This window comes from Holdemanella porci (genome assembly GCF_019052655.1).
Taxonomy (GTDB): Bacteria; Bacillota_I; Bacilli_A; order Erysipelotrichales; family Erysipelotrichaceae; genus Holdemanella; species Holdemanella hominis.
In genome coordinates, this window is sequence record NZ_JAHQVB010000001.1 from 74,599 (window position 1) to 100,396 (window position 25,798).

A 25,798-nucleotide genomic window follows, 5' to 3' on the forward strand; every position below is an offset into this window, starting at 1 on the left:
ATCTCAGCGCAAAGCTGAGATTTCTTCTTTATAAGGCGCCTTTCCATCAATAAAAGGTGTCTCTAATATTTTTGTGACATGTTCTAATTTAGGATGATGCACAATTGAGTGCAATACATCAAATCCTATATAACCTTTGCCTAAATTTTCGTGCCGATCCTTATGTGCACCAAGTGGATTCTTAGAATCATTGATATGCATACATAAAAGATTCTCTAAACCTAAAATAGAATCAAATTTATCTAAAACTTCATCAAAATGCGTAATATCATACCCGGCATCCCAAATATGACATGTATCCATACAATAGCCAACACGCGATTTTTTATGGATTCCTTCATAGATTTTGGCTAACTGTTCAAAGGTAAAGCCACACTCATTGCCTTTTCCAGCCATCGTTTCTAGGGCAATCTTAACTTCTGTATCATCATGATCTAACACTTCATTTAAACCATTGATAATCCATTCAATACCCACATCCATACCCGCTCCTACATGACTTCCTGGATGCAGTACAAGTGTTTTTGCACCAATTTGAGAAACACGCTCTAATTCCGTCTTTAAAAAGTCTTGACCAAACTGGGCTGTTTCTGGTTTTAGAGCATTAGCCAAGTTAATGATATACGGTGCATGTACAATCACGCGATCGATAGAAAAATTGTGTTCAGCCATATAGTCTTTGGCTTCTTCTATCTTTAATTTAGATACGTCCACACGACGCGTATTACTTGGAGGACCCGTATAGATCATACAGGCATTCGCTCCATAGGATAGTGCTTCTTCAATAGCGCCTTTAAAGTAATTTGGAGCTTTAAAAGATACGTGACTACCTAAATAGATCATACGTCCATTCCTTTTTGACGTTGTCTTTCTTTAGCACGCTCTTTTTGTTGGCGCTTAATATCCGACTTAATCATTTCACGACGCTTCCTACGTTTCATACGATCAATTTCCTGGCGTTGTCTTTTCTTATAGTTTGGTTTTACTTTCTTTTTCTTGTGAACGATTTTTTCCACTTCTTCATGAAATTCATCCTTTTTCATAGGACGCTTGTTCACATATGGTTTTAAATCTACAAATTGTTTATTCTTTACATCCTGATGTTCAAATTCAATGCCTTGTTTGATTAATGACTGAATTGATTTCGCATCACTTTCTTTATATAAAGCGATACATTGTCCATCACGACTCGCTCTTCCAGTACGACCTGCACGGTGGATATAGAATTTTAAATCTTTTGGGAATCCACAACTAATAACGTGCGTAATTCCTTCTAAGTCAATTCCACGACTGGCAATATCGCTGGCTACAATGTAGCTTTTCTTCTGGCTTTGAATCATTTTAATGGCCTGCATACGCGCACGTGATTCAAGCCCTGAGTGAAGTTCGACTAGATCATATCCATTTTCACGCATGGTTTTCGCAATACTTTGAGCTTCTAGTGTAGTATTCGCAAAAATCAAACATACATAAGGTTGAATACATGGAAGTACGTCTAAGATCTTTTGTTCGTAGCTCTTATGCTTACAAGGAACTAAAATGTGTTTTACATCGCTTTGGAAAGCTTCTTCCTTTTTGATTTCAATAAATTCTGGATCATATAAATATTTCTTTAAGAATGGTTGTAAAGATTCTGGAATAGTTGCTGAGAAAACCATCATTTGAACCTTCTTATCCATCTTTGATAGAATTTCATCAATATCTTCTAAGAAACCAAATTCTAATGTCATATCCGCTTCATCGATTACGACAATTTTAGCCGTATCCAAACGCAAGACATTATCTTTAATAAACATGTCTTTCATTCTTCCAGGCGTACCAATGACGATTTGTGGCTGCTTTTCCATTTGTGTCACTTTTTCCATACCACCTGTGACTAATTTCACGCGTACATTGAAGTGTTTGGCAATCTTACGACAACGATCATACAATTGATATGCAAGTTCTCTAGTTGGAGCTGAAATAACAGCTTGTACACAGTCTTGATCAAAGTCTAGCATTTCAAAGATAGGCATAAAGAAAGCATGTGACTTTCCTGATCCTGTACTTGATACACCAATGATATCTCTATTTTTATTTTTACGATTTAACACCTGTTCTTGAATCGGTGTTAAAGTTTTAAAATGTTCTAAATCCATTATTTCTTGAATACGATTATTCATTATTTTCACATCCTTTACTTTAGTATTATCCCAAAATTCTTCCCATTTTACAAATACAAAAAATTAGGGCATAATGTATACATGAAAACACAAAATATCATTATAGTCAAGCCTCAGGGCTATTGCGGTGGGGTTTTAAAAGCCATTGAAACCGCCAAAAAAACAAGAATTCAATATCCAGATCAAAAGATTACCATATTGGGTAATCTAGTGCATAATCAATATGTCAAAAAAGCGCTTCAATATTATTCAATTGATACCATTGAAGATAAGACAAAGACACGCGTGGAATTATTAGATGAAATCCATGAAGGCATTGTGATCTTTACAGCGCATGGCGTCAGTCCTAAAGTCTATGAAAAGGCCAAAGAAAAAGGATTGATTTTGGTGGATGCGAGTTGTCCATTTGTACTTCAAACACAAAAGATTGTGAAGCAATATTTAGATGAAGAGTATACCATTCTCTATATTGGTAAAAATAAACATCCCGAAGCCGAATCTATTTATACAATGAGTGAGCATGTGCATTTGATTGAACCACATAAAGAGATTCCTAAAGTGAATACTTCAAAGATCTTTGTGACAAACCAGACTACTATGTCGATCTATGAATTGAAGGATACGTTTGAAAAAATTAGACGCTTATACCCGAATGCCCTCTTCCACGATGAGATTTGTAACGCTACGCGTGTTCGGCAACAAGCTATTTTAGATTTAAAAAACGTCGATTGTTTGATTGTCGTGGGAGATCCAACTAGTAACAATTCGCAAAAACTTGTTGATATTGGAAAACAGGCTGGCATTGAACATGTCTTCTCGATTCAAACGGCCGAAGATATTGATAAGAAAGATTTTGAAAAATATACCACAATTGCGATTACAAGTGGTGCAAGTACGCCTACGTATTTAACGAATCAAGTCAAAGATTATTTATCTTTCGATATGAAAAAACCAAAAATCCGTATTCAGGAAATTCTGTGAGTACGGATTTCTTTTATATATTCAATTTTTTCAATAAATTCAGGTTTATTGACTTTGGAAAGAATATTTTTATACTTATTCTCTTCAAAATCTAAATACGCTGCATATATTTCATCAATAAGCATGTTTACACCAAAGTAAAGTTGGGATGTAGAAACCTCTTGTTCCTTATCTTCGCAAACACAATCAAGAATAGGATAGTAGTGTCCATGATCATAAATCATTTTTTCTCTTACAATATGAATATGATGATCGTGTAAATATTCTCTTAAGGCAAAATCATCTTTATGACAAGATAATAAAAGACGTAAACCACGATACAAATTTCCCTTTGATAGGATATCGATAATAAGTTTTCCTCCCATGCCACAAATAATGATTTGGTCTACATCGCTTTCTAAGCCCTGAATGCCATCTAATAATCGACAAGATACCAAATCGGATAAGTGATTCTCTTCAATCGTTTTCTTGGCATTATCTAATGGGCCTTGTGCCACATCACAGGCATAGCCTTTTTTAGATTGATGATTCAGAATGGCGTTGCAGACAACATAGGCATGATCACAGCCAATGTCCGCAATGCACTCTCCATTCACCCATTCTAATATTTCTTGAATTCGATTCGAACAAGGTATCATTATTTTACGAAATCTCTTAAACGCTTGCAACGATTTGGATTTTTCAATTTACGTAATGCCTTGGCTTCAATCTGACGAATACGCTCACGTGTTACGTTAAATTCTTTGCCAACTTCTTCAAGTGTACGAGTTCTTCCATCTAACAAGCCAAAACGCAAACGCAATACTTTTTCTTCACGTTCTGTAAGACCTTGTAGAACGGCATTGATTTCGTCTTTTAATAATTGGTTGTTTGTGTAATCATCTGGAGATAATGTATCCTTATCTTCAATGAAGTCACCTAAGTGCGAGTCGTCTTCTTCACCGATTGGTGTTTCTAGGCTGACTGGATCCAGGGCAATCTTTTGGATTTCACGAACCTTTTCCGCTGAAATATTCTCCATCTTTTCGGCAATTTCTTCTGGTAATGGATCACGACCTAAATCTTGCACCAATTGACGTTGAATACGCGTTAGTTTATTGATCGTTTCAACCATGTGTACGGGAATACGAATTGTACGTGCCTGGTCTGCGATTGCACGTGTAATAGATTGACGAATCCACCATGTCGCATATGTAGAGAATTTGAAACCTTTTGTGTAGTCAAATTTTTCAACAGCTTTAATTAGACCACAGTTTCCTTCTTGAATCAAATCTAAGAACAACATGCCACGTCCTACATATTTTTTAGCGATAGATACAACTAAACGAAGATTTGAAGAAATCAACATTTGTTTGGCTTGTTCACCGTCCGCAATGACTTTTGCGAGTTTCTTTTTCTCTTCATCACTTAAATCAGGTTTTTTCATCGCTTCTTTGGCTTCTTCCCCTTCTTGGATCTGACGAGCAATGATGGGCTCTTCTTTTGGATCCAACAATGGAATTTGACCAATTTCTTTTAGATACATCTTAACGGGGTCATTAATCTTGGCATGAGATGCATTAGCGAATGTCTTTTCCAATTGCGAAATTTCTTCCGCAATTGAATCTTCTTCGTCCAAATCCTCGTCGCTTAGATCATCGTCTAAGACTTCATCATCATCTAATTCGTCCCCATCGATAAATTCGATTAAGTTTTCGTCGATCCAGTTATATAGATCATCCATTGTATCATCATCTAAATTTAAAGCACTTACCGCATCTAAGAATTGTTTTTGGGAAACATCGGCATTTTCTTCTTTACTCTTCAGCAAGAATTCTTTTGCCTCTTCTAAGCTTGTAAACTTTAATTTTTCATTTGCCATTCTTTCATCCTTCCTTTCGATGTAAGATTTCATTTCTTTGAATAATTAATTCCTGTTTTTTACTAGCCAAGGAAATCTTTAACATCGGATCTTGCACACTCTTGATCTGATCATTGAGATTGTCAATTTGGGCTTGTAAAGTACATTCTTTGATCTTCATTAAACTATCGTTAAAGAAGTCTTCATTATATCCATCAACATGAAACGCGTTTTCCATCAGGCTTACCAACAAATTACGGACGTCTTCTTTTTCAATGTAGCTCATCAGTACATCAAAATCAATGTGGTCCATATTTCGATACATGTCGTAACAATATAATGACAATTCTTCACAGACTGGATCTTGGAAAAAACCAATCTGATCTTTGAATTGATCGGCCGCAAGTTTACTGTTTAGAATCATCCATAAAACACCGTGTTCGGCAAGTGTTCTTCCATTTTTTAATGGCTCTATATTTCGAACCACAGCCGCATTATTTCTGGATTCTTTTTTGGGTGCCGGAATATTTGCAGATTGATGTGATAAATCAAATCCTGTCAAATCTCGGATACGAGAATAATAATCGGCCTTTTCAAAATCGGTACATGTCCTTTCAATGAATGACTGCATTTCCGATGTGAATTTTTTCTTATCCTCGTAATTGTCTAAATCATATTGGTTCGGTAAATAATCAAATAAGAATTCTACAAATGATACAGTTTTATGAACAGATAAATAGAGTTCATCTTTTCCTAGTTCATTAAAGATTTCATCTGGGTCTTTACCGGTTGTATTTTTTACTATGGAAAAATTCAGTCCGTAATCAACGGCTAATTTTCCAAACTTATAGGTAGCGGCTTTACCAGCTCGATCCCCATCGTAACAGACAACCAAAGGAACGTTTAAGCGTTTTAATAGCGTTATTTGTTCTTTTGTACAAGCTGTTCCTAAACAAGCAATACTTTCATGAATATCTGCCTTTTCAAAGGCAATGACATCCATAGCTCCTTCAACTAATATGCATCGCTTGTTCTTTTTCGCAAATGCTTTGGCTCTATGATAATTAAAAATCAAATTGCCCTTATGATAGATCTTTGTTTCAGAAGTGTTGATATATTTGGCTACATCCTTATCCTCATTTAAGCGCCTGGCCGTAAATCCAACGGGATTTCCATTTTCATCATGAATTGGAATCATCAATCGATTGTCGAATACGGCATAGGTATCTAGATCGTGAGTACGAATTAAACCTGTATCTGTGAGTATTTGTTCGTTAAAACCTTTTGCCTTGAGATACTTCACACTACGACTCGATTCAGGTGCATACCCAATCTCAAATCTTTTTATAATATCTTCATTTATTTTTCTTTGACTTAAATACCTTTTCACGCTTTCGCCATTCTCACTCTGCAACTCATATGTTAAAAAGCGAATGTACGATTGAACGCAGTCATATAAAGGCTGATTTTGATCAACCTTGAGTTGAAACTGACTTTTATCCATGTGTAAAGGATAATGAATCAGTTCTGCAACCTTACAAACGGCTTCTAGAAATGAAATGTTTTCAATCTTTTGTACAAATGTGAAGACGTTTCCTCCAGTACCGCATACGAAACATTTAAATATTTGTTTATCAGTTGAGATTGATAAACTAGGATCGTGATCATCATGAAATGGACAAATTGCTTTATAGTCTTTGCCTTTTTTTTCTAATGTAATATAACGGGACATCACATCAACAATATCAGCCTGCTGACGAATGGCCTTTATATCATCTTCTGATATCCAGCTCATTAAAATTCAATTCTTTTTTCAATATATGAAACAAGGTCATCTAAAGCGATACGTTCTTGTTGCATAGTATCACGATCACGAACCGTAACACATCCATCGTTTGCGGTTTCGAAATCTACCGTAACACAGAATGGTGTACCAATCGCATCTTGACGACGGTAACGTTTACCAATGCTTTGTGCATCATCGTACGTTACACTAAAGTGTTTAGCTAATTTAGCGAACACTTCATCCCCTTGATCAGATAATTTTTTAGAAAGTGGAAGTACAGCTACTTTATATGGAGCTAATGCCGGGTGTAATTTTAAGACAACACGAGAATCATTTTCTAATTGTTCTTCTTGGTAAGCTTCACACATTACGGCCAACATCAAACGTTCAACACCTACACTTGGTTCGATAACGTATGGAATGTATTTTTCGTTTGCTTCTTGATCAAAATATTCTAAGTTTTGTTTAGAAGTTGTCTGGTGTGCTTTTAAGTCAAAGTCCGTACGGTCTGCGATACCCCATAATTCACCCCATCCGATGGGTTCAGAGAAGTGGTATTCGATATCACTTGTACCATTTGAGTAGTGTGCTAATTCTTCTGGATCATGAGCACGTAAACGAATGTTTTCTTCGTTGATACCCAAATCCTTTAAGAATTGAACACAGTTTTTACAATAGTATTCAAACCAATCTAAATCCGTTCCTGGTTTACAGAAGAATTCAAGTTCCATCTGTTCAAATTCACGTGTACGGAAAATGAAGTTTCCTGGTGTAATTTCGTTACGGAAACTCTTACCAATCTGTCCAATACCGAATGGTAACTTTTTACGCATTGTTCTTTGTACGTTTTTGAAGTTGACAAAGATTCCCTGTGCAGTTTCTGGACGCAAATAGATTGTACTCTTCGCATCTTCTAATACACCTTGGAATGTTTTGAACATCAAATTAAATTGACGAATGTTTGTAAAGTTTTTAGCTCCACATTTTGGACATGTAATTTCATGTTCAGCGATATAGTTTTCCATATCTTCATTTGACATACCACCACAGTTTACTGTGTGATTGCTGGCTTCTTCAATCAATTGATCCGCTCTAAAACGGCTCTTACATTCTTTACAATCCATTAATGGATCACTAAATCCGCCAACGTGACCACTGGCAACCCATACATTAGGGTTCATTAAGATTGCACTCTGCAATCCTACATTGTGTTCACTTTCCTGGATGAAACGTTTCCACCATGCATTTTTAATATTGTTCTTTAATTCAATGCCTAAAGGACCAAAATCCCAAGTATTTGCCAAACCACCATAAATTTCTGAACCTTGGTAAACAAATCCAGAGGTTTTCATGTGATTTACTACATCATTGAATGTCTTTTCGTTCATGTTATTTACCTCATTTCTTTCATGTATACAGACAAAAGGATACACTTTCATATTATATCTCATTTATCAACAAATTTCTAGACTAAATCCAAAGACACACGCAAAGAAAAAGCCATGATTTCTCATGACCTGTTTTTAATCAACCACTTAAAAATAGGTTCTCTTATTTTCATATGTTTTGTACCACAAAACTAGTGCGTCGCAAGATATAGAATCGCTTTCTTGTACTTCTCTAGCCTTTGATAATCTTGTTTTGTGGGTTCTTTGATTCTTGTGATATCCAAGTTATGTAAAAGGTCTGCAACCTTTATCTTTTTAGCTAACTTTGATGTAGATACTCTAGATATATATTCAAAATAAGATTCATCTTTTCTATGCGTTAATGTAATTACACCATCTACGATTTCATTTGGGAACATATTTCTCAATTCATCTTCTGTGACATTTGTATCTTCTAATACATCATGCAAATACGCAACTGCCTTTTCTGTATCCGTATCCATATAAGAAGCCACTTTCATCGGATGCAAGATATAATCTTTCCCTGCTTTATCCACTTGTTTAGAATGTGCCTTTTTTGCGATTTGAAATGCTAATTCATGAAACATTACTTAAAACCTCGTATACTTTCTAAAAAGCGAATGCTTGGATAATTCTTATGAGTATGATACTCCATCCATTTGGCTAGATAGATTAAGTCATCAAGATTGAAATTGAAATGATCTTTAACATACTCTAAGTTTTCTTCTTTGCACCTAAATAGAGCGCGATATTTCTTTAATTGTTCTACACTCCATTTTAGATATTGATTGTGATTACACTTTTCGCATAAGAATCCACCATCTTTTACAGAAAGAGTTTCGACTCTTGTGCTTTCACAATGTACACACCCTTGGATAAACGGTTGGATCCCTTCTTGTTCAATACAATATTTTAGAATGATGCAGGCCCAGAAATAAAAATCATCTAAGTCTTTGTCGGCTGCGTTCCAACAATCCAATACTATATTGAATAAATTCTCTTCTTTTTTAGTTTTAGAAATCAAGTCGTGCAATACAAAACAACAACTCGATTTAAACAGATCTTCTTGAATGTGATAGTAATAATGAATAGTTTGTCCTTGTAGTAATAAGGGCATTTTCGTCTTATCTTCGATCATGAATTCATTATAAGAAAAGGGCTGTACAAGCCGCAAATTCTTAGAATTGGGTTTGAACAGTCCTCTAGCGTATAAAGTTAAAATGGAATCTGTCGTCAATACTTTGACTAAGCCATCCTTATCTTTGTATTCACCAACACTTAATACAAGTGCCTGAATCTTAGTCTTCATCGATTTGTTCTAATTCGTCTAAACCGAATTCTTTGATCTTGTTTTCGTGATTACGCCAATTCTTTTCGACACGCACAAAGAGTTCCAAATCCACACTGCATCCGAGCATATCTTTTAATTCCTTTTGTGCATCTAAACGAATCGAACGAATCATACTCGCTTGTTTACCAATCAAGATTCCCTTCTGTGATTCACGATCGACTACCACCATCATTAGAAGATACATGCGGTTGCCACGTTTTTCTTTACGCTCTAAAATAACCGCTACACTATGAGGGATTTCCTCATGTGTTTTAAATAAGATCTTTTCACGAACAATTTCACACATTCTAAAATTAATATCATGATCCGATTTCATTTCTTCAGGAAACATTGGCTCGCCTTCTGGCAAATACCCTTTGAACACCTTCAATAACTCTTCGAGATTGTCTTTATCCAAAGCACTGATTGGAACAATATCATTAAAGTCATATTGTTTCTGCCAATACATCAAACGCTTTAATAATTGTTCCTTACCAAGCTTATCAATCTTATTCATGATCAATACAACCGGTTTATGTAATGTTTCAATACGTTTTAAGATGAATGAATCTCCAGTTCCAAAGGCTTGAGAGCCATCTACGATCCATCCGATCACGTCACAATCTTCCATTGCTGAATAGGCATTCTTATTTAAGACGCGTCCAAGTTGTTGTTGCGGCTTATGAATACCCGGTGTATCTACAAACACATATTGACAATCTTCATTTGTCAAAATACCCGAAATATTGTTTCTTGTCGTATTCGGTTTGTCCGACATGATTGCGATTTTTTCTTTTAACAATGCATTCAACAATGTTGATTTTCCTGCATTGGGTCTTCCTACGATCGCAATAAATCCTGATTTATAATTACTCATTTTACCTCCGTTTTAAAATAGTTTGGGCAAAAATACATAAAGCCCAATACATGCGGCAAGCATGCTGATAATAAAGACAGCTCCTGCGGCCATATCCTTAATATGTTTGGCTTGTTCTGTATGTTCAAGAGAAATATAATCAACGCATCTTTCAATACACGAATTGATGATTTCACTAAACCATACTAAACCAATGGCGAAAATCAACATCATCCACTCATTTAGTGAACAATGAAAGAGAATGCCGCACAATATGACAATCAATCCAAAGATGCCTTGAAGACGAATACTGCGATCACAAGTGAAAGCGTAAAACAGGCCTTGAAAAGCATATTTAAATCTACCTTTGAACCAATTCATCTAAGATCTCATCCTGTAAAGCAAACATCACCTTTTCATCCTCTTCCTTCATGTGATCATATCCCATTAAATGAAGTAATCCATGGCAGAATAAGAAACATGCTTCACGACGAATCGAATGACCATAGGCTTTAGCTTGATCACGAATCGCTTGCACATTGATGAAAATATCACCAAGTTCATATTGGTCTTCTTCAATCCACATATCACTCATATCATCTTGAATCGCAAAGCTAATGACATCTGTAGGACGGTCAACATTACGATAGTCACGATTAATTTCGTGAATCTGTTCAGGTGTTACATAAATTACCGATAAACTCCAGTCTCCCTTTCTGTCTAACACCTTGCAGGCACGTTCTAATATCATTTCAAAATCTTTTTTGTATCGATAGACACTTCTATCTTTTGCGTTATTTGTAAAAATTATTTCCATGCCTTGATTATACACTAAACCAAGAAAAAAAACTTTTTTTTCGAAAAAATCACACATCTAAATAACGTGCCGGTTTGTTTCAAGTCGTCCGGTAACATTTCGATATCCACTCCATCTTTCTGAATCATTCGATATTCCGATTCATTCATTCTTTATTGATGAAGTTTTTATTATATGCATTTTTATAAATACTTCAGAATTTCATCCATGATCTATGTATCTATCATCCAGTAAGATATCATAAACTTCTGATCCTGTTCTGATACCAAAATCTTAATATAAAAAAAGAGTTCAAAACGAACTCTTACTTTGTAGTTTCTCTAAATAATTTTGAGAATGAAATTTCAATATCTTTGTTCTGTTTAACCGTCTCATCTTCCACTAACATCTTAGTTAGTAAACGCATCGCAACAGCTCCTAAATCATATTCAGGAATGTTGTAAGTTGAAATTGTTGGACGCATCATTGTCAAATATTTTGAGTTCAAGATACATACAAGTTCTGTGTCATCTGGAATTGAATATCCGCATTCTTTACATGCGTTCATTAAAGCGATGGCCTGAGAATCACGGAATGTGATGACCATACGACTTGGCTTGTGGTTCTTGTAGTAGTCTGATAAGAATGTGTAGCTTGATTTGTAGCTATCATCGTATGTAACATACTTATCAAATACCAATCCTTTTTCTGCATAAGCACGATCTACACCCGCTTTTAATTGTTCCATCATAGAAAGATTCAATTTATCTTCTACCATAGAGATATCATCAATGCCCTTTTCGAAGCATTCATTCACAAATTCATAAGCCATACGTTCGAAGTTGATATATACATTTCCAACGTTACCAATCTTTTGGCCTTTTAATTTACTTCCAACTACAACCATTGGAATTTGGTATTCATGTAAAACTTCCATTTCATCTTCTGAGAAGTTGTCGTTAAACAAGATAACACCATCGACACGTGATTTAATAATAGATTCAATCACATCCTGCATTTTTGAAATTCCCTTGCTTGTTGTATGGAACATGATGTTGTAGTTATAGATTTTTGCGACATCCATCAAACCATTCAAGATTTTTGCGTTGTACGCAAACAATTTCTCGCTCATTACGATTGAAATTGTCGTAGTTTTAGACAATGCTAAACCTTGCGCAATCGCATTTGGTTTATAACCCAATTTTTCAATCGCTTGTTGAACACGCATACGTGTATCTTCACGCACTACATTACTATCATTAATAACACGTGATACAGTTGCCAATGAGACATCGGCTTCTTTGGCAACATCATAAATGGTAATTCGTTTCATTCCTATTCGTCCCCCTTATTAAAAATCTTCTTTAATCCACTAAACAATGCTTCGGTAGCTTTACCCGTTACTTCTTCTGCTTTATCAACGGCACGAATAACAGAATCATTCGTACGAATTTCATCGACTTTTTCATCCGCCTTATCAATCACCTTGCGCAAAGAATCATTTTTTCTTAGTGTTTCTTTTCCATATTTAAAGCCATCAACAACCAATCCAGCTGTACCCTGTAAGAATTCTTTTCCAGCTGTCATTGTCTGTTTAAATTGTTCACTTTCACTTACTTCAACCACTTTATCCTTTGTCGAAGAAAGAATATCTTTCACATCATCTTTTGCCTGCGATAATGCTTCCTTAACCTTTTCAGGATCTGAAGCATCCTTTAATAAGTCACGCACATCATCGAATAATTTTTCGATTTTGCTCTTGGCATCCTCAATAATTCTTTCATTATCTGTATTTTCGGATTCATGCATTACTTCAAGCTCTAGCATCGATTCTTTTTCTAAATCATCAATTAATTGTTTTTCATCCATGTCATTCATCCTCCTTTGTTTCTATGCTTTCTTTTCCAGTTTTTTTACTTTGAAACCAGTCTTTGGCATTTTGTACATTTTCACTGAACGCACCAACCACATTTATAAACGCTTCTTTTGCGGTTTGATTTATCTCATCCACCGTATTTGAAATATTTTCTGCCGTTTTTAATGGCGCATCTAGTTTTTTCAATTGATCATTGGCCGTATCCAATGTTTTTGAAACTTGTTTTAAAGTTTCAATCAATTGTTTCAAAAAAAGAATCATATAAATTAATGCGATGACACCAACGATGGGTAACACATATGAAAATGCACGAGCTAATGTACTCATAAAGATATCTAAACTCACAATACCACCTCAGAAAGATTATAACATGAACTTTCTAACTTATCTATTTATTTTGAAACTTTTTTCACAAGTGTGTAAACGCTACAAATAATAAAGGAAGTGTCGAATTACTCAAACACTTCCATAAAATACATTCTAGACGCAAAATTTAGGGAAATGATGAACATGTTCACCATAAACGCAGGCTTTCATTTAACACTCACATATCTCTATACTCTTCAAAACAGGATATGCTTAAATCGATGTATGACCATGTTGTTTTTTCATATTTTCTTTGAAATCAGCTCATCCTTTATTATTTTCTCTGTTAATTCAAGTATTTTCGTATGAATGGAGTGAATGGCTTTTGAAAACTCCACATCATTTTTTCCGGTAGGATCACTCAATCCCCAATCTTCTCTATATTTGCATGGAATTGCAGGACAATTTACATTACATCCCATTGTGATCACAATATCTACTTGCGGTATTTCTGACAACAGTTTGGAATATTGTGTTTTTTCCATGTCTATTTGATACATGTCTTTCATTAAACGTACGGCATCTTGATTGATTTGTGGTTTTGTTTCTGTTCCAGCGGAATAGCTTTCAAATACACTTGAAGAAAGATGTTTTGACAATGCTTCCGCAATTTGACTACGACACGAATTATGTACGCAGATAAAAGCCACCTTTGGTTTTTTCATAAATACATACCCACCTTTCCTAGTTTTTAGCTTCGTCTTAGGTCAATGTTTTTCCATAGGATATGATTTCACTTCTTCTGTCTTAACAGAACAAAAAGCCTATATCCTAATGAAAAGGTATAGACTTTTATCCTTAGATACTCTTATAAGATTTTTTCTAATTTATCTCTCAATAAGTAGATGTCCTTACTAGACATAAAGACGAAGGCTGCTGGAGCTAATTCTTTTAACTTTTCAGCTGAAGCATCATCTACATCTAATAAAATCGCATTAGGACAACGATCCATTAAATCTTGAATTGTGACTGTGATTGTTTCATCTTCTCTTACGGCATTTTTAGGGAAATCCAGTAAACATACTTGATCCGCTGTATTTAAACTCTTCGCAAAGTCATCCAAGAAATATTGTAGACGTGAATAACGATCTGGTTTATATAACGCTACGATTTTCTTTTTTGGATATTTTTTACGAACTGCATCAATCATTAGACGAATCGCTGTTGGATGGTGTGCATAGTCATCGACTAATACACTATCCTTGACTTCATCAATCACAAATCGACGAGCGATTCCTTTGTAGTCTTGTAAGCCTTGTACAATGATATCGGCTGGCATACCTAACATATGGGCTAGCGCAAAACATCCTAAGGCATCCTGCATAAAGGCATCTCCCACTTCATTTAATTCAACGTGAGCTAGAATTTCACCATTATGCTTACAATCAAAATGCATACCAAATGGGCCTTGTTCTATATGAATGGCTTGATAATCATTGCCATCCTTTAAACCATATGTAGTTACTGGCACATTGTAGTGTAGATTTTTAAGGTGTTCATCATCCCCAAAGATGACAATGCTTTTTTTGACTTGGTTTGCAAAACTTTGGAATGCCGATACATAATCATCCATATCTTTATAGTAGTCAATGTGATCCAATTCAATATTCGTGATGATCGCATAATCTGGATGATATGCCAAGAAATGTCTTTGAAATTCACAAGATTCTAATACAAAATGGTTGGCATGTTCTGGCATATAGCCATGGCCATCTCCAATTAAGTATGCACATTCATCTTGTAAAGAAAGAACTTGGCCTAAAATACCTGTTGTTGTGGACTTACCATGCGTTCCCGCAACACAGATGGAACTGTATGACTCTAATAAAATACCTAAGTATTCATTATAATAATATGTTTTTACAGTTGGATTGTCCATCGCTGCTTTCACTTCCGGATGCGTTTGATCAAAAGATAAACCAATGATCACTGTGTCATTGTCCTTGATGTTAGCAGAACTGAACGAATAGATTGGAATATGACGTGCTCTTAATCCATCTTCTGTAAAGATATATTTATCGATATCACTACCTGTGACCTCTTTATGTTCATCATGTAAGATACATGCCAAGGCAGCCATACCTGTTCCTTTAATACCAATAAAATGATAAGCCATTTTATTCACCTTCTTTGTCAAATAACGATTCTTGTTTGTTGGTTTCCTTTTTTGGCTTCTCTAACATTTCAGAAAGATTCATATTTTTCTTTGATCCTTCAACCTTGTATTCAGGAATGGAATCCGCAGGCTGCATACTTGGTAAGTATGTTCCATACATTGGAGATAAGATCTTTGAGAAATCTTCATCTTCTGGTTTGTTTAACGTAATCGCATCGTGCACTTTATCAAATTCTTTTTTAGAATCTTCCACATTTCCAAAGATTGGAGAAATGACTGGTTGATAATCTAAATCTTCGGCAACACGACGTACTTTTACGGATTTATGACGATCATATTTATACACTTTTTGTTTCGGTTTTGCCTCTTCTTGCGCAATCGAATCGACATCTAAGCCTTGGAAAATTGTTGTTTTCTTAGGCTTAGGTTGAATAATCGCCTTTTCAAAAATAGGAGAATTCATAAAGTTTTCAGGATCCGTTTCAATAGAGCTTTCTGCTTCCTTTAAAATTGGCTCTGGCTTTACAACTTCTTCTTCTTGAACTTGTGGCTCTGCAACAACAGGTTCAGGTGTTACTTCTTCTTGTTTCGCAGGTTCTTCTACGACTTCTTCTTCATCGTCTTCTTCAACATCTTCATTGAAGATCGCATGCATTAAATCCTTTAACATATTTCCTTCTCACTTTCTATTGTCTGATTCAGAAATGCTTCTATTTCTTCTTTTGTCTTGCGAAGTGTAGAAACAAATCTTGATATTTCTTTTCCATCCTTGAAACATATAAAGCTAGGAATACCCATCACTTCATATTCAATCGCAATATCCATACAATGATCACGATTTAAAGAATAGAACTGTAAATCACTAAATTGCTCTTCAATTTCAGGCAAGAAAGGTTTGATGTACATACAGTCTGGACACCAAAATGCCGTAAACATCATCACTTGAATGCCTGAATTTGTTAATGCGTTTAAAAATTCATCTTTATTACGAAGTTCAGTCATGTGCATATCTCCAAACACAACGATAAATTGGTTGACCTAAAGAAATGAATTTTTGTTCATATTCTGTAATCGCATCTTCATCATGTTTTTCACGACGATAATCTACACTGATTTCAACCATCTTAAAACCAGCATTTTGAAATTCAATCAAGCTATACTCAAATAAAGCACTGTTATCGGTTTTCATTTGGATTTCACCATTGAAAGATAAAATACGCTTGTATTGATCTAAAAAAGTAGCGCTGGATAAACGTCTTTTCGCATAGCGCTTTTTAGGCCATGGATCCGAGAAATTCAAATGGATCACATCCACTTCACGCGGACCAAACCATTCTCCAATGGAACTCGCATCTTCTTGAATCAGTTTCAAACGTTTCTTTTCTGTATCCTCATCGTATTTTTTTGCGGCAATACCTGCAGCACTCTCATTCTTTTCAATCGCAATAAATCCAGTATCTGGATACATCTTAGCCATATCTAAAGAATAGTTTCCTTTACCACATCCAATTTCGATATGTAAAGTATCTGTATCCAATAGCTTTTTCCAGTTTCCTGCTTGTTTAGATGGTTCTTTTACTAAACAACTCGCAGTAGGCAAATAGTCTGTTGCCCACTTTACTTTACGCATTCTCATATTAGCTGCACAATGCCACGATCGCATCGGCATAAATACAGATAGCTTGTAATAAGTTATCTAATTTAATACCTTCATCGCGTTGGTGACATCCTCCTACAAAAGCATCGGTTTCTATCACTTCATTTGGAAGTTCTGGTCCATAAGATACAAAATTTTCAAATTTACGAGCATACGTTCCACCACCAATTGTGATTGGACAAGAGAAAGTATCTCCTGTGTATTTTTGGTAGACACTCATTAAATCTTTCACTAAACGAGAATCTGGGTCTACGAATAATGGTGTTGAATCTCCACGATTTTCTGCTTTGATATTTGAAGTCAAGTTTGCACAAGTTGCATCAAATTTTGACATGATTTCATCGGCATTTGTATCATTTGGATAACGAATATCAATTAAGATGTCTGTTTCATTGTTTTCCATATTGACAATACCCGTATTCATTGTCAAGAAAGACATATATAAACCATCTTTTTCAATACCTACTGGTTTACCCATCCAGTCTTTTAGTAAGAAATATAAATCTTTTGAAAGTTGATCATTATAGGCTTCACCAATAAAGTTCAACAATAAGACGGCGGCATTTACACCATTATATGGCATAGCTGCATGCGCAAATGCACCATCAATATGTAAAGTTACACCATCTTCACTTCTTTTGATGGAACCCTTAACGCCTTGCGTAGCACAATAAAATTTAAATAAATCTTCTTGTTGATAACTCATGACATCCACTGTGACATCAGCTTTACCAATCACGATATTTGGACGGCTTCCCGCATGAAGTTTCTTGATGACAGTTGCATCACTACTTACTAAGCCAACATGTAAGCCACCTTTTTCACCATAAATAACTGGGAAATTGGCATCTGGTACAAATCCCATTTGTGGAACTTCGGCATGATCAACATAGTAGTTCATACATTCCATACCTGATTCTTCATCGCATCCCGTAATCAACATGACTCTTTTTTTCAAAGGAATGTTTAAGTCACGAATCATCTTTAATGCATAGTATCCAGCTAATGCAGGACCTTTATCATCCATAACACCACGTCCAAAGATGTAGCCATTTTCTAATGTTACTTTTAAAGGATCTTTTGTCCATCCTTCGCCTAGTGGCACAATGTCCAAGTGTCCTAAAACACCAAATGTTTCTTCTCCTTGACCATATTCAACAACGCCTGCATATCCATCAATGTCTTTGGTTTCAAAGCCATCACGCTTAGCCATATCTAACATGGCATCCAATACGTCACGACAGTTTTTTCCAAAAGGAGCATTTTCAGCTTTCGTTGATTCATCACGAACACTTTCATATGATACAAGTGTATTTAAGTCTTTTAAGAAATCGTCTTTATATTTAAGTACTTCTGTATTAAAATCCATAATTTTCACCTCTACCCAACTATTTTACCACATAGTCAAGAAAAAAGAACTCGTTTTTAACGAGTTCCTAACTTTTACGCTTCTGTTTTTTCTTCTTCTGTTTTAGGTTTTGGAAGTAAAGCTTTTGCACTTACATTGATACGACCCTTATTGTCGATTTCTGTAACCTTAACATCGATGATATCGCCAAGTTTTAACACGTCTTCTACTTTATCTACACGGTGGTGAGAAATCTTAGAAATGTGTAATAAACCATCTGTATTACCAAACAAGTTCACGAAAGCACCGAATTTTTCAAGACGAACAACTTTAGCTGCATATACATCTCCAACTTTGGCAACACGTACGATGTCACTAATCATTTGTTTCGCCTTTTCGATTGTATCGTAATCATTGTGGTAGATGACTACTTTTCCATCATCATCAATATCAATTTTTACATTGTCACATTGTGCAATGATTTCGTTGATCATTTTTCCACCAGGTCCGATTACATCTTTAATCTTATCTGGATCAATGTTCATCATCGCAATCTTAGGTGCATATGGACTCAATTGTTCTCTTGGACTTGAGATACATGCCAACATGTTATCTAAGATTTCTAAACGTGCCTTGTGAGCTTGTGCCAATGCTTCTTCGAAGATATTTTTAGTAATACCTGTTACTTTGATATCCATCTGTAAAGCTGTGATACCATTTTTCGTTCCGGCAACCTTAAAGTCCATATCTCCAAAGTGGTCTTCCATACCTTGGATATCTGTTAAAACAGTATATTTACCTGAATTATCATCCATGATCAATCCCATCGCAATTCCCGCAACAGGTGCTTTGATTGGAACACCAGCAGCCATTAAAGACATTGTTCCTGCACAAATACTTGCCTGAGAACTAGATCCGTTACTTTCCATAACATCCGCTACTGTACGAATTGTATATGGGAATTCATCTACACTTGGTAACACTTGAGCTAAAGCTCTTTCACCTAAGGCACCATGGCCAATTTCACGACGTCCTGGATTTCCCATACGTCCAGTTTCACCAACACAATATGGTGGGAAGTTATAGTGGTGCATGAAACGTTTTGAATCGACAACAGTTAAGTCATCGATAATCTGGTTGTCATTTAATGCACCCAATGTAGTTGTAGATAATACCTGTGTTTCTCCACGAGTAAATAAAGCCGAACCATGAACACGAGGAAGTAAATCCACTTGTGAGTTCAATGGACGGATTTCATCGATTTGACGGCCATCTGGACGTACTTTGTCTTCAATGATCAAACGACGTACTTCGTCTGCTTCAATACCACGACAGATTTCACGAGCTTGTTTCACCGCATTGTTTTGATCTTTTTCAGATTCATATTCTTTGTTTGCGATCATTTGGGCTGCTTCATCTGTTAAATCATCAATTTTTCCGTAACGCTCTAATTTTTCTTTAATCGATACAGCTGCACGAATTTGTGCTTCAAAGTTTGCACGAACTTCACTATTGATTGTTTCATCTACAGCATACAATTCAATTTCACGTTTTTCTTTACCACAAGCGGCTACGATTTCTTCTTGGAATGCACATAATTTTTTGATTTGTTCATGTCCAAACATCAATGCCGCAAGCATATCTTCTTCGCTAACTTCTTTAGCACCAGCTTCAACCATGTTTAAAGCTTGTGCAGTACCCGCAACAGTTAAATCGATATCACTTTCTTCCATTTGAGCCACTGTAGGGTTGGCAACCAATTCTCCATTGATACGTCCAACTTTAACACCTGCGATTGGTCCATTGAATGGAATATCTGAAATACATAATGCCAATGAAGCACCAAACATAGCTGCCATTTCAGGACTTGCATCTTGATCTACACTTAATACCGTGTTGACAACCTGTACTTCATTACGGAATCCTTCCGCAAATAAAGGGCGGATTGGACGGTCGATCATACGCGCTGTTAATGTCGCATGTTCGCTTGGTCTTCCTTCACGACGTAAAAATCCTCCTGGAATTTTTCCAACAGAATATAATTTTTCTTCAAAACTTACTGTCAAAGGGAAAAAGTCAATCCCTTCTTTTGCCTGGTTTGATGCACATGCAGTTGATAAAGTCACCGTATCTCCATAACGGATAATAACGGCTCCATCAGCCTGTTTTGCGATTTCACCAGTTTCTACTGTGATCCCCCGACCACAAAAATCTAAATGAAACTCTTGTTTCGCCATTTTTTCACCTCAATCATACTTTTATATTCTATCAAATAAATGCATAAAAAAAAAGTAATCTTTTCGATTACTTTCTTAAACCTAATTTAGCGATCAATGCTTTGTAACGGTCTAAATCTTTACCCTTCAAGTAAGCTAACAATTTTTTACGACGACCAACTTTTTTCATCAATCCACGTTGTGAGTGGTAATCGTGTTTGTGTTCTTTGAAGTGTTCAGTTAAACGGTTGATTTCTTCAGTCAATACAGCGATTTGAACTTCAGGAGAACCTGTGTCACCTTCGTGTACTGCATACTCTTGCATAATTGCTTGTTTTTCAGATTTTAATAACATTTTTCTTCCTCCATGTATATTAGTCCTTTTCTACCGAGCGAAAGGTTGGAAGTTTCCAGACTCTCAGTACAAAAGCTATTAAATGATATCATTCTATCATCATAAAATCAACTAGAATCGTATTTAATATTTCAAGTCCAGCATCATTTAAATAGATACATTCCCCTTCAAAACAAAAATACTCATGATACGTATCTAATACAGTGGCATAATGATTTTTAAAATCATTCTGATATTTCAAATTCCATTCTCTTATATTCAATCCAAACTTTGTACGCAATGCCATCATGATCGCATCCATACCTCGTTCAGATAGTGGTTCAGGAATATATGTAGAACAAGGACCCTCCAAACAATACTGCTTTAAACTTGTCGTATTATCATAACGAATGCCATCAATTCTTCCACTTGCGCCACAGCCAAAGCCATAGAAGTCTTTATCTTGCCAATAGGCTAAATTGTGTTTGGAATAATAGCCTGGCTTACAAAAGCTAGAAATCTCATAATGAATATACCCAGCTGCTTCAAGTGTTTTCGTAATGTATTCAAACATATCCGCTTCAAGATCTGGATCACAAGGCTCTACACCTGTCTTTCCAAATATTGAATTTTCTTCGATCTGTAAAGAATAGATGGATAAGTGTGGTATATCTAAACTTAAAAATGTAAAAATATCTCTTTTCACATCTTCCATTGTTTGATTGGGAAGTCCAAAAATTAAATCAATGGAGAAATTATGAATACCACTTTCTTGAATCCATCGAATCACATTCTTAGCCTGATTGGATGTATGTCTTCTTCGACAGACTTTCAATAGATCATCATTAAAGCTTTGTACACCCAAACTAATACGGTTGACTCCCAAAGAAACATAAGATGCTAGTTTTTCTTCATCTAAGGATTCGGGATTGCATTCTACAGTAAATTCATCAATACTTGATGGAAAGCCATTTCTTATCGATGCAAAATCATCCAAACTCAATACACTTGGTGTGCCTCCACCAAAATAAAGAGTATGAAGATTTGAAATCTTATACTCTTGAATTTCTTGCATTAACTTTTCTTTCCAACTTGAAAAGAATTGTTCATTTTTTTGAATACGGACAAAATCACAATACGCACATATCGAATCACAGAACGGAATATGTACATAGGCTGATGGTACCATTAGTCGTCATCCATACTTAAAACGGCCATGAAGGCTTCTTGAGGAATCTCTACCGATCCAACCATCTTCATACGTTTCTTTCCTTCTTTTTGTTTCTCTAACAATTTCTTTTTACGCGAGATATCTCCACCATAACATTTTGCCAATACGTTTTTACGCAATGCCTTAATGTTTGTACGTGCAATGATCTTTCCACCAATGGCTGCCTGCACAGGAATTTCAAATTGCTGCTTAGGAATCAAGTCTTTTAATTTTACGGCCATCGCATTACCGCGGTTGTACGCAAAATCTCTAAAGACAATCGTAGATAGGGCATCGACGATCTGTCCATTTAATAAAATATCCATCTTTACTAGACTGCTTGTACGGTATCCACTAAATTCATAGTCAAAACTAGCATATCCTTTTGTACAAGATTTCATCTTATCAAAGAAATCATAAATAATTTCACTTAATGGCATTTGGTAAACCATCATCATACGAACATCATCTAAAACTTGAAGGTCTACATATTCACCACGTTTTTTCTGACAAAGATCCATCATCGGACCCACAAATTCTTTTGGCACCATGATGTCACACTTCACATATGGTTCCTCAATATGATCCACTTTTTGAGGTTCTGGTAAAGCCGATGGGTTATCAATTTCTTCCATAGTACCATCTGTTTTATAGACATGATAAATTACGGAAGGACTTGTTGCGATCAAACTAAGATTGTATTCACGCTCTAAACGCTCTTCAACTACGTCCATATGTAATAAGCCTAAGAATCCGCATCGGAATCCAAACCCTAAAGCTTGTGATGTTTCCGGTTCATAGTGTAGAGCCGCATCGTTTAATTTTAATTTGGACAATGCTTCTTTTAAGTCGTCATAACGCGCATTGTCTACAGGATACAAACCACAATATACCATTGGATGCATTTCACGATATCCAGATAGTGGCTCACTTGCAGGATTGGATGCAACTGTAATCGTATCACCGACACGAACATCTTCAATGTTTTTAATGGCTGCACTGACCCATCCTACATCTCCACAGTTCAACTGGTCTTCCACAACTTCTTTTGGTGTACGAACACCCACTTCTGTGACTTCATATTCAGCGCCGGTTGCCATAAAGCGAATCTTATCTTTTGGTTTGATTGTTCCATTCTTTACCGATACAAACGCAATGATTCCACGATAGGAATCATAGAAAGAGTCAAAGACTAAAGCTTGTGTTGATGCTTCTTTATCCCCTTTTGGACTTGGTAATTTATGCACGATTTCTTCTAGCACTTTATCCACATTCAATCCCGATTTAGCACTGATTTCAACCGCTTCACTACAATCTAATCCAATCAAGTCTTCAATTTCTTTTTTTACAACTTCCGGTTGGGCACTAGGAAGATCCACCTTATTTAATACAGGCAAGATTTCCAAGTCGTTTTCTAATGCCAAATATACATTAGCTAAAGTCTGTGCTTGTACGCCTTGAGCTGCATCGACAACTAAGATAGCCCCATCACAAGCCGCTAAAGAGCGAGACACTTCATATGTAAAGTCGACATGGCCTGGTGTATCAATAAGATGGAACAAATAGTCTTGTCCATTTTTGGCATGATATACAAGCTGTACGGCATTTAATTTAATGGTGATACCACGCTCTCTTTCTAGATCCATTGAATCTAGAATCTGATCTTTCATTTCACGCTTTTCTACCGTATCTGTAAGTTCTAAGATACGATCGGCTAACGTACTTTTTCCGTGGTCAATATGTGCAATGATGCAAAAATTTCGAACATTCTTTTGATCCATAGATTCCCCCCTACTCTACAATATTTCCGACTAAGTTACGACCCTGTCCATTAAAGAAGCTTGCACAATCCATGACTGGCTTTCCTTCCATTTGACAAGTTTCAATCACAAGTGTACCTGTATGAAGTCCAATACCTAGCTTGTTTTTACCAATCTTGACTAAAGAGGCAAACGAATTCTCTTCATTTAAATAACTTGCCTTTAAGATTTTAAATTTCTTTCCTTTTAATAATACATAAGCACCTGGTGCATCTGAAAAAGCACGAATTTGATTCAAGATATGTTCATCATCCTGATTTAAATCAATATGCTCTTCTTCTTTGGATAAGACAGGAGAGAATACAACTTGACTCTCATCTTGTTCGACATAGACCGCCTTACCTGAACAAATCTCTTCAAAATGAGAAAGCAATAATTCTCCAGCACAAATGGCCATTTTATCAAATAAAGATGTAGAATTGTCTTCAGGCAATATTTCAATTTCCTTTTGAGCTAAAACAGGTCCCGCATCCATTTTAGGTGCCATTTTCATCAATGACATTCCACTTACTTTATCACCATTCCAAATAGCTCTTTGGATAGGGGCTCCCCCTCTATATTTAGGAAGCAAAGAACCGTGAAGGTTCACACAACCATACTTTGGAAGATCTAAGACTTCCTTAGGAACAATTTGTCCATAAGCACATGTCACAATTAAATCAGGGGCAAAATCAAGAATCGTTTGATAGTCTGACTTAATTTTAACAGGCTGAAATACAGGAATGTCATATTCTAAAGCCACTTCTTTGACTTCTGAATAGATTAGCTGTTGTTTTCTACCCTTTTTCTTATCCGGCTGTGTTACCACCAAGCCTACATGTATATCGTTTTCTAACATTGTTTTTAATACGACACTAGCAATTTTGGGTGTTCCCATAAAAATAATGCGTCTATTTTCCATAATATCACTCCAATACTAGAGTATTATAGCGTATTTTTTTGAAGTTGTGTTGCAATAAATCAGAAATTTTGCTATAATCCATTTGCAATTTATGTCAGGAGGTGCACTTCATGCCACAGATTAAATCTCAAAAGAAACGTGTTAAAACAAATAACAAGGCTCACAAATTAGTCGTATCTAAAAAATCAGCATTGAAATCAAGTATTAAAGCTGTATTAGCAGCTGTTGATGCTAAAGATAAAGAAGCTGCTGTAGCAGCTTACAACGACTGTAGTTCAAAATTGGACAAAGCCGTAGCTAAAGGTATTCACCACAAAAACTACGCTAGCCGTCAAAAAGCACGTTTAGCAAAAGCTATTAACGAAATCGCGTAATGAAGGATTAAGAAGTCATATGACTTCTCAGACTGTTGACAAAGTGACTGTCGACAGTCTTTTTAAAATCTGATAGAATATCTGTGGCAGAAACGTACTTCATAAACCCAAAATAGTCGACGTTTCTGCCATTTATTATGCCAAAAATGATATAATTATAGAGGGTTTATGGAGGATATCACAATGGCTATGACTAACAGAAACAATGCAAAATTAGATTGCATGATTTACTATACATTAGATGAATTAGTACCACAGGATCATTTGGTTCGTAAGATGGAGGAAGCTCTTGATTTTCGGTTTATTTATCCGAAAGTTCAGCATCTTTACAGTCGTCACGGCAGACCGAGTATCGATCCTGTGGTTCTTTTTAAAATGCTTATCATAAATATCGTGTTTGGAATCAATTCTATGCGCAAG

General features: G+C 35.8%; 28 protein-coding genes. 3 read left to right on the forward strand and 25 right to left on the reverse strand.

From position 1 onward, the window contains the following. Nucleotides 1–3: 3 nt before the first annotated feature. Nucleotides 4–843 carry a deoxyribonuclease IV gene (locus KTQ83_RS00395; RefSeq protein WP_117923828.1) on the reverse strand — a complete coding sequence of 280 codons (840 nt, stop codon included), beginning with the start codon at nt 841–843 and terminating at the stop codon, nt 4–6. Next, a complete protein-coding gene (locus tag KTQ83_RS00400) occupies nt 840–2,162 on the reverse strand; it encodes a DEAD/DEAH box helicase (protein WP_186998433.1) in 1,323 nt (440 codons plus the stop codon). Before KTQ83_RS00400 ends, KTQ83_RS00395 begins: the two co-directional genes overlap by 4 nt. An 81-nt stretch (nt 2,163–2,243) precedes the next feature. Between KTQ83_RS00400 and ispH the strand changes: the two genes are divergently transcribed. Next, entirely contained in the window at nt 2,244–3,143 is a 900-nt protein-coding gene (gene ispH, locus KTQ83_RS00405; protein WP_117923824.1) for a 4-hydroxy-3-methylbut-2-enyl diphosphate reductase, read from the forward strand. Here ispH and KTQ83_RS00410 read toward each other — a convergent pair. From KTQ83_RS00410 to fmt, 23 genes are all read right to left on the reverse strand, one after another. Beyond that, nucleotides 3,128–3,781, reverse strand: a complete 654-nt coding sequence (locus KTQ83_RS00410; RefSeq protein WP_186998434.1) for a tRNA (adenine(22)-N(1))-methyltransferase — start codon at nt 3,779–3,781, stop codon at nt 3,128–3,130. The two genes, ispH and KTQ83_RS00410, sit on opposite strands and share 16 nt — an antisense overlap. Next, complete coding sequence (gene rpoD / locus KTQ83_RS00415) at nt 3,781–5,004, reverse strand: RNA polymerase sigma factor RpoD (RefSeq protein ID WP_186998435.1); 1,224 nt, start codon at nt 5,002–5,004, stop codon at nt 3,781–3,783. The genes KTQ83_RS00410 and rpoD overlap by 1 nt, the downstream gene beginning before the upstream one ends. Before the next feature lie 4 nt (nt 5,005–5,008). Continuing rightward, a complete protein-coding gene (dnaG, locus tag KTQ83_RS00420) occupies nt 5,009–6,778 on the reverse strand; it encodes a DNA primase (RefSeq protein WP_117923818.1) in 1,770 nt (589 codons plus the stop codon). Continuing rightward, nucleotides 6,778–8,157, reverse strand: coding sequence for a glycine--tRNA ligase (locus tag KTQ83_RS00425; protein ID WP_118114510.1), 1,380 nt, complete (start codon nt 8,155–8,157; stop codon nt 6,778–6,780). Before KTQ83_RS00425 ends, dnaG begins: the two co-directional genes overlap by 1 nt. 191 nt (nt 8,158–8,348) lie before the next feature. Beyond that, nucleotides 8,349–8,765: an HD domain-containing protein gene (locus tag KTQ83_RS00430; RefSeq protein WP_117923816.1), complete on the reverse strand. Its 417-nt coding sequence runs from the start codon at nt 8,763–8,765 to the stop codon at nt 8,349–8,351. Beyond that, nucleotides 8,765–9,487: a DNA repair protein RecO gene (recO, locus tag KTQ83_RS00435; RefSeq protein ID WP_217255777.1), complete on the reverse strand. Its 723-nt coding sequence runs from the start codon at nt 9,485–9,487 to the stop codon at nt 8,765–8,767. The genes KTQ83_RS00430 and recO overlap by 1 nt, the downstream gene beginning before the upstream one ends. After that, on the reverse strand, nt 9,477–10,385 hold the full coding sequence (gene era, locus KTQ83_RS00440) for a GTPase Era (protein WP_186998437.1): 909 nt from the start codon (nt 10,383–10,385) through the stop codon (nt 9,477–9,479). The genes recO and era overlap by 11 nt, the downstream gene beginning before the upstream one ends. Nucleotides 10,386–10,397: 12 nt before the next feature. Continuing rightward, entirely contained in the window at nt 10,398–10,745 is a 348-nt protein-coding gene (locus KTQ83_RS00445) for a diacylglycerol kinase family protein (protein ID WP_186998438.1), read from the reverse strand. Further along, the gene (gene ybeY, locus KTQ83_RS00450) at nt 10,726–11,181 is read right to left on the reverse strand and encodes an rRNA maturation RNase YbeY (protein ID WP_117923899.1); all 456 of its coding nucleotides are present in this window, start codon (nt 11,179–11,181) and stop codon (nt 10,726–10,728) included. The genes KTQ83_RS00445 and ybeY overlap by 20 nt, the downstream gene beginning before the upstream one ends. 304 nt (nt 11,182–11,485) lie before the next feature. Further along, entirely contained in the window at nt 11,486–12,493 is a 1,008-nt protein-coding gene (locus tag KTQ83_RS00455) for a LacI family DNA-binding transcriptional regulator (RefSeq protein ID WP_117923807.1), read from the reverse strand. Nucleotides 12,494–12,495: 2 nt separating this feature from the next. Next, nucleotides 12,496–13,029 (reverse strand): hypothetical protein, encoded by a 534-nt coding sequence (locus KTQ83_RS00460; RefSeq protein ID WP_217255778.1) that lies wholly within the window; start codon nt 13,027–13,029, stop codon nt 12,496–12,498. Between the two features lies 1 nt (nt 13,030). Then, nucleotides 13,031–13,381, reverse strand: coding sequence for a hypothetical protein (locus tag KTQ83_RS00465; RefSeq protein WP_117923803.1), 351 nt, complete (start codon nt 13,379–13,381; stop codon nt 13,031–13,033). A 263-nt stretch (nt 13,382–13,644) separates the two neighbouring features. Further along, nucleotides 13,645–14,067, reverse strand: a complete 423-nt coding sequence (locus tag KTQ83_RS00470) for an arsenate reductase ArsC (RefSeq protein ID WP_217255779.1) — start codon at nt 14,065–14,067, stop codon at nt 13,645–13,647. A 143-nt stretch (nt 14,068–14,210) separates the two neighbouring features. After that, nucleotides 14,211–15,518 carry a UDP-N-acetylmuramate--L-alanine ligase gene (locus KTQ83_RS00475; protein ID WP_217255780.1) on the reverse strand — a complete coding sequence of 436 codons (1,308 nt, stop codon included), beginning with the start codon at nt 15,516–15,518 and terminating at the stop codon, nt 14,211–14,213. 1 nt (nt 15,519) lies between these two features. Further along, on the reverse strand, nt 15,520–16,188 hold the full coding sequence (locus tag KTQ83_RS00480) for a hypothetical protein (protein WP_117923797.1): 669 nt from the start codon (nt 16,186–16,188) through the stop codon (nt 15,520–15,522). Beyond that, nucleotides 16,182–16,520, reverse strand: coding sequence for a thioredoxin family protein (locus KTQ83_RS00485; RefSeq protein WP_117923795.1), 339 nt, complete (start codon nt 16,518–16,520; stop codon nt 16,182–16,184). Before KTQ83_RS00485 ends, KTQ83_RS00480 begins: the two co-directional genes overlap by 7 nt. Continuing rightward, on the reverse strand, nt 16,513–17,148 hold the full coding sequence (gene trmB, locus KTQ83_RS00490) for a tRNA (guanosine(46)-N7)-methyltransferase TrmB (RefSeq protein WP_286162663.1): 636 nt from the start codon (nt 17,146–17,148) through the stop codon (nt 16,513–16,515). Before trmB ends, KTQ83_RS00485 begins: the two co-directional genes overlap by 8 nt. 7 nt (nt 17,149–17,155) lie before the next feature. After that, nucleotides 17,156–18,544: a dipeptidase PepV gene (gene pepV / locus KTQ83_RS00495; RefSeq protein WP_117923791.1), complete on the reverse strand. Its 1,389-nt coding sequence runs from the start codon at nt 18,542–18,544 to the stop codon at nt 17,156–17,158. A 74-nt stretch (nt 18,545–18,618) separates the two neighbouring features. Continuing rightward, the gene (pnp, locus tag KTQ83_RS00500) at nt 18,619–20,760 is read right to left on the reverse strand and encodes a polyribonucleotide nucleotidyltransferase (protein ID WP_217255781.1); all 2,142 of its coding nucleotides are present in this window, start codon (nt 20,758–20,760) and stop codon (nt 18,619–18,621) included. A gap of 67 nt (nt 20,761–20,827) precedes the next feature. Beyond that, nucleotides 20,828–21,094, reverse strand: coding sequence for a 30S ribosomal protein S15 (gene rpsO / locus KTQ83_RS00505; RefSeq protein WP_117923787.1), 267 nt, complete (start codon nt 21,092–21,094; stop codon nt 20,828–20,830). Between the two features lie 88 nt (nt 21,095–21,182). Then, nucleotides 21,183–22,262 carry a radical SAM family heme chaperone HemW gene (hemW, locus tag KTQ83_RS00510; RefSeq protein WP_217255782.1) on the reverse strand — a complete coding sequence of 360 codons (1,080 nt, stop codon included), beginning with the start codon at nt 22,260–22,262 and terminating at the stop codon, nt 21,183–21,185. Then, nucleotides 22,262–24,064, reverse strand: coding sequence for a translation elongation factor 4 (gene lepA / locus KTQ83_RS00515; protein ID WP_217255783.1), 1,803 nt, complete (start codon nt 24,062–24,064; stop codon nt 22,262–22,264). The genes hemW and lepA overlap by 1 nt, the downstream gene beginning before the upstream one ends. Nucleotides 24,065–24,074: 10 nt before the next feature. Beyond that, a complete protein-coding gene (fmt, locus tag KTQ83_RS00520; RefSeq protein ID WP_186998446.1) occupies nt 24,075–25,004 on the reverse strand; it encodes a methionyl-tRNA formyltransferase in 930 nt (309 codons plus the stop codon). 110 nt (nt 25,005–25,114) lie between these two features. Here fmt and rpsT point away from each other — a divergent pair, with 110 nt between their 5' ends. Next, the gene (gene rpsT, locus KTQ83_RS00525) at nt 25,115–25,378 is read left to right on the forward strand and encodes a 30S ribosomal protein S20 (protein WP_003864936.1); all 264 of its coding nucleotides are present in this window, start codon (nt 25,115–25,117) and stop codon (nt 25,376–25,378) included. Between the two features lie 189 nt (nt 25,379–25,567). Beyond that, nucleotides 25,568–25,798: transposase (locus tag KTQ83_RS00530; RefSeq protein WP_217255786.1), on the forward strand; the 231-nt coding region annotated here is incomplete at its 3' end.

Excerpts from the sequence above, each read along its gene's own strand:
- rpsO (WP_117923787.1), bottom strand. The coding sequence starts at position 21,094 with ATGTTATTAAAATCTGAAAAACAAGCAATTATGCAAGAGTATGCAGTA.
- KTQ83_RS00460 (WP_217255778.1), bottom strand. The coding sequence starts at position 13,029 with ATGGATGAAAAACAATTAATTGATGATTTAGAAAAAGAATCGATGCTA.
- rpoD (WP_186998435.1), bottom strand. The coding sequence starts at position 5,004 with ATGGCAAATGAAAAATTAAAGTTTACAAGCTTAGAAGAGGCAAAAGAA.
- recO (WP_217255777.1), bottom strand. The coding sequence starts at position 9,487 with ATGAAGACTAAGATTCAGGCACTTGTATTAAGTGTTGGTGAATACAAA.
- ispH (WP_117923824.1), top strand. The coding sequence starts at position 2,244 with ATGAAAACACAAAATATCATTATAGTCAAGCCTCAGGGCTATTGCGGT.
- KTQ83_RS00430 (WP_117923816.1), bottom strand. The coding sequence starts at position 8,765 with ATGTTTCATGAATTAGCATTTCAAATCGCAAAAAAGGCACATTCTAAA.
- ybeY (WP_117923899.1), bottom strand. The coding sequence starts at position 11,181 with ATGGAAATAATTTTTACAAATAACGCAAAAGATAGAAGTGTCTATCGA.
- era (WP_186998437.1), bottom strand. The coding sequence starts at position 10,385 with ATGAGTAATTATAAATCAGGATTTATTGCGATCGTAGGAAGACCCAAT.
- KTQ83_RS00480 (WP_117923797.1), bottom strand. The coding sequence starts at position 16,188 with ATGTTAAAGGATTTAATGCATGCGATCTTCAATGAAGATGTTGAAGAA.
- KTQ83_RS00400 (WP_186998433.1), bottom strand. The coding sequence starts at position 2,162 with ATGAATAATCGTATTCAAGAAATAATGGATTTAGAACATTTTAAAACT.
- KTQ83_RS00395 (WP_117923828.1), bottom strand. The coding sequence starts at position 843 with ATGATCTATTTAGGTAGTCACGTATCTTTTAAAGCTCCAAATTACTTT.
- KTQ83_RS00425 (WP_118114510.1), bottom strand. The coding sequence starts at position 8,157 with ATGAACGAAAAGACATTCAATGATGTAGTAAATCACATGAAAACCTCT.
- pnp (WP_217255781.1), bottom strand. The coding sequence starts at position 20,760 with ATGGCGAAACAAGAGTTTCATTTAGATTTTTGTGGTCGGGGGATCACA.
- KTQ83_RS00410 (WP_186998434.1), bottom strand. The coding sequence starts at position 3,781 with ATGATACCTTGTTCGAATCGAATTCAAGAAATATTAGAATGGGTGAAT.
- KTQ83_RS00485 (WP_117923795.1), bottom strand. The coding sequence starts at position 16,520 with ATGACTGAACTTCGTAATAAAGATGAATTTTTAAACGCATTAACAAAT.
- KTQ83_RS00455 (WP_117923807.1), bottom strand. The coding sequence starts at position 12,493 with ATGAAACGAATTACCATTTATGATGTTGCCAAAGAAGCCGATGTCTCA.
- KTQ83_RS00445 (WP_186998438.1), bottom strand. The coding sequence starts at position 10,745 with ATGAATTGGTTCAAAGGTAGATTTAAATATGCTTTTCAAGGCCTGTTT.
- hemW (WP_217255782.1), bottom strand. The coding sequence starts at position 22,262 with ATGGTACCATCAGCCTATGTACATATTCCGTTCTGTGATTCGATATGT.
- KTQ83_RS00470 (WP_217255779.1), bottom strand. The coding sequence starts at position 14,067 with ATGAAAAAACCAAAGGTGGCTTTTATCTGCGTACATAATTCGTGTCGT.
- KTQ83_RS00475 (WP_217255780.1), bottom strand. The coding sequence starts at position 15,518 with ATGGCTTATCATTTTATTGGTATTAAAGGAACAGGTATGGCTGCCTTG.
- dnaG (WP_117923818.1), bottom strand. The coding sequence starts at position 6,778 with ATGAGCTGGATATCAGAAGATGATATAAAGGCCATTCGTCAGCAGGCT.
- rpsT (WP_003864936.1), top strand. The coding sequence starts at position 25,115 with ATGCCACAGATTAAATCTCAAAAGAAACGTGTTAAAACAAATAACAAG.
- trmB (WP_286162663.1), bottom strand. The coding sequence starts at position 17,148 with ATGCGTAAAGTAAAGTGGGCAACAGACTATTTGCCTACTGCGAGTTGT.
- fmt (WP_186998446.1), bottom strand. The coding sequence starts at position 25,004 with ATGGAAAATAGACGCATTATTTTTATGGGAACACCCAAAATTGCTAGT.
- pepV (WP_117923791.1), bottom strand. The coding sequence starts at position 18,544 with ATGGATTTTAATACAGAAGTACTTAAATATAAAGACGATTTCTTAAAA.
- lepA (WP_217255783.1), bottom strand. The coding sequence starts at position 24,064 with ATGGATCAAAAGAATGTTCGAAATTTTTGCATCATTGCACATATTGAC.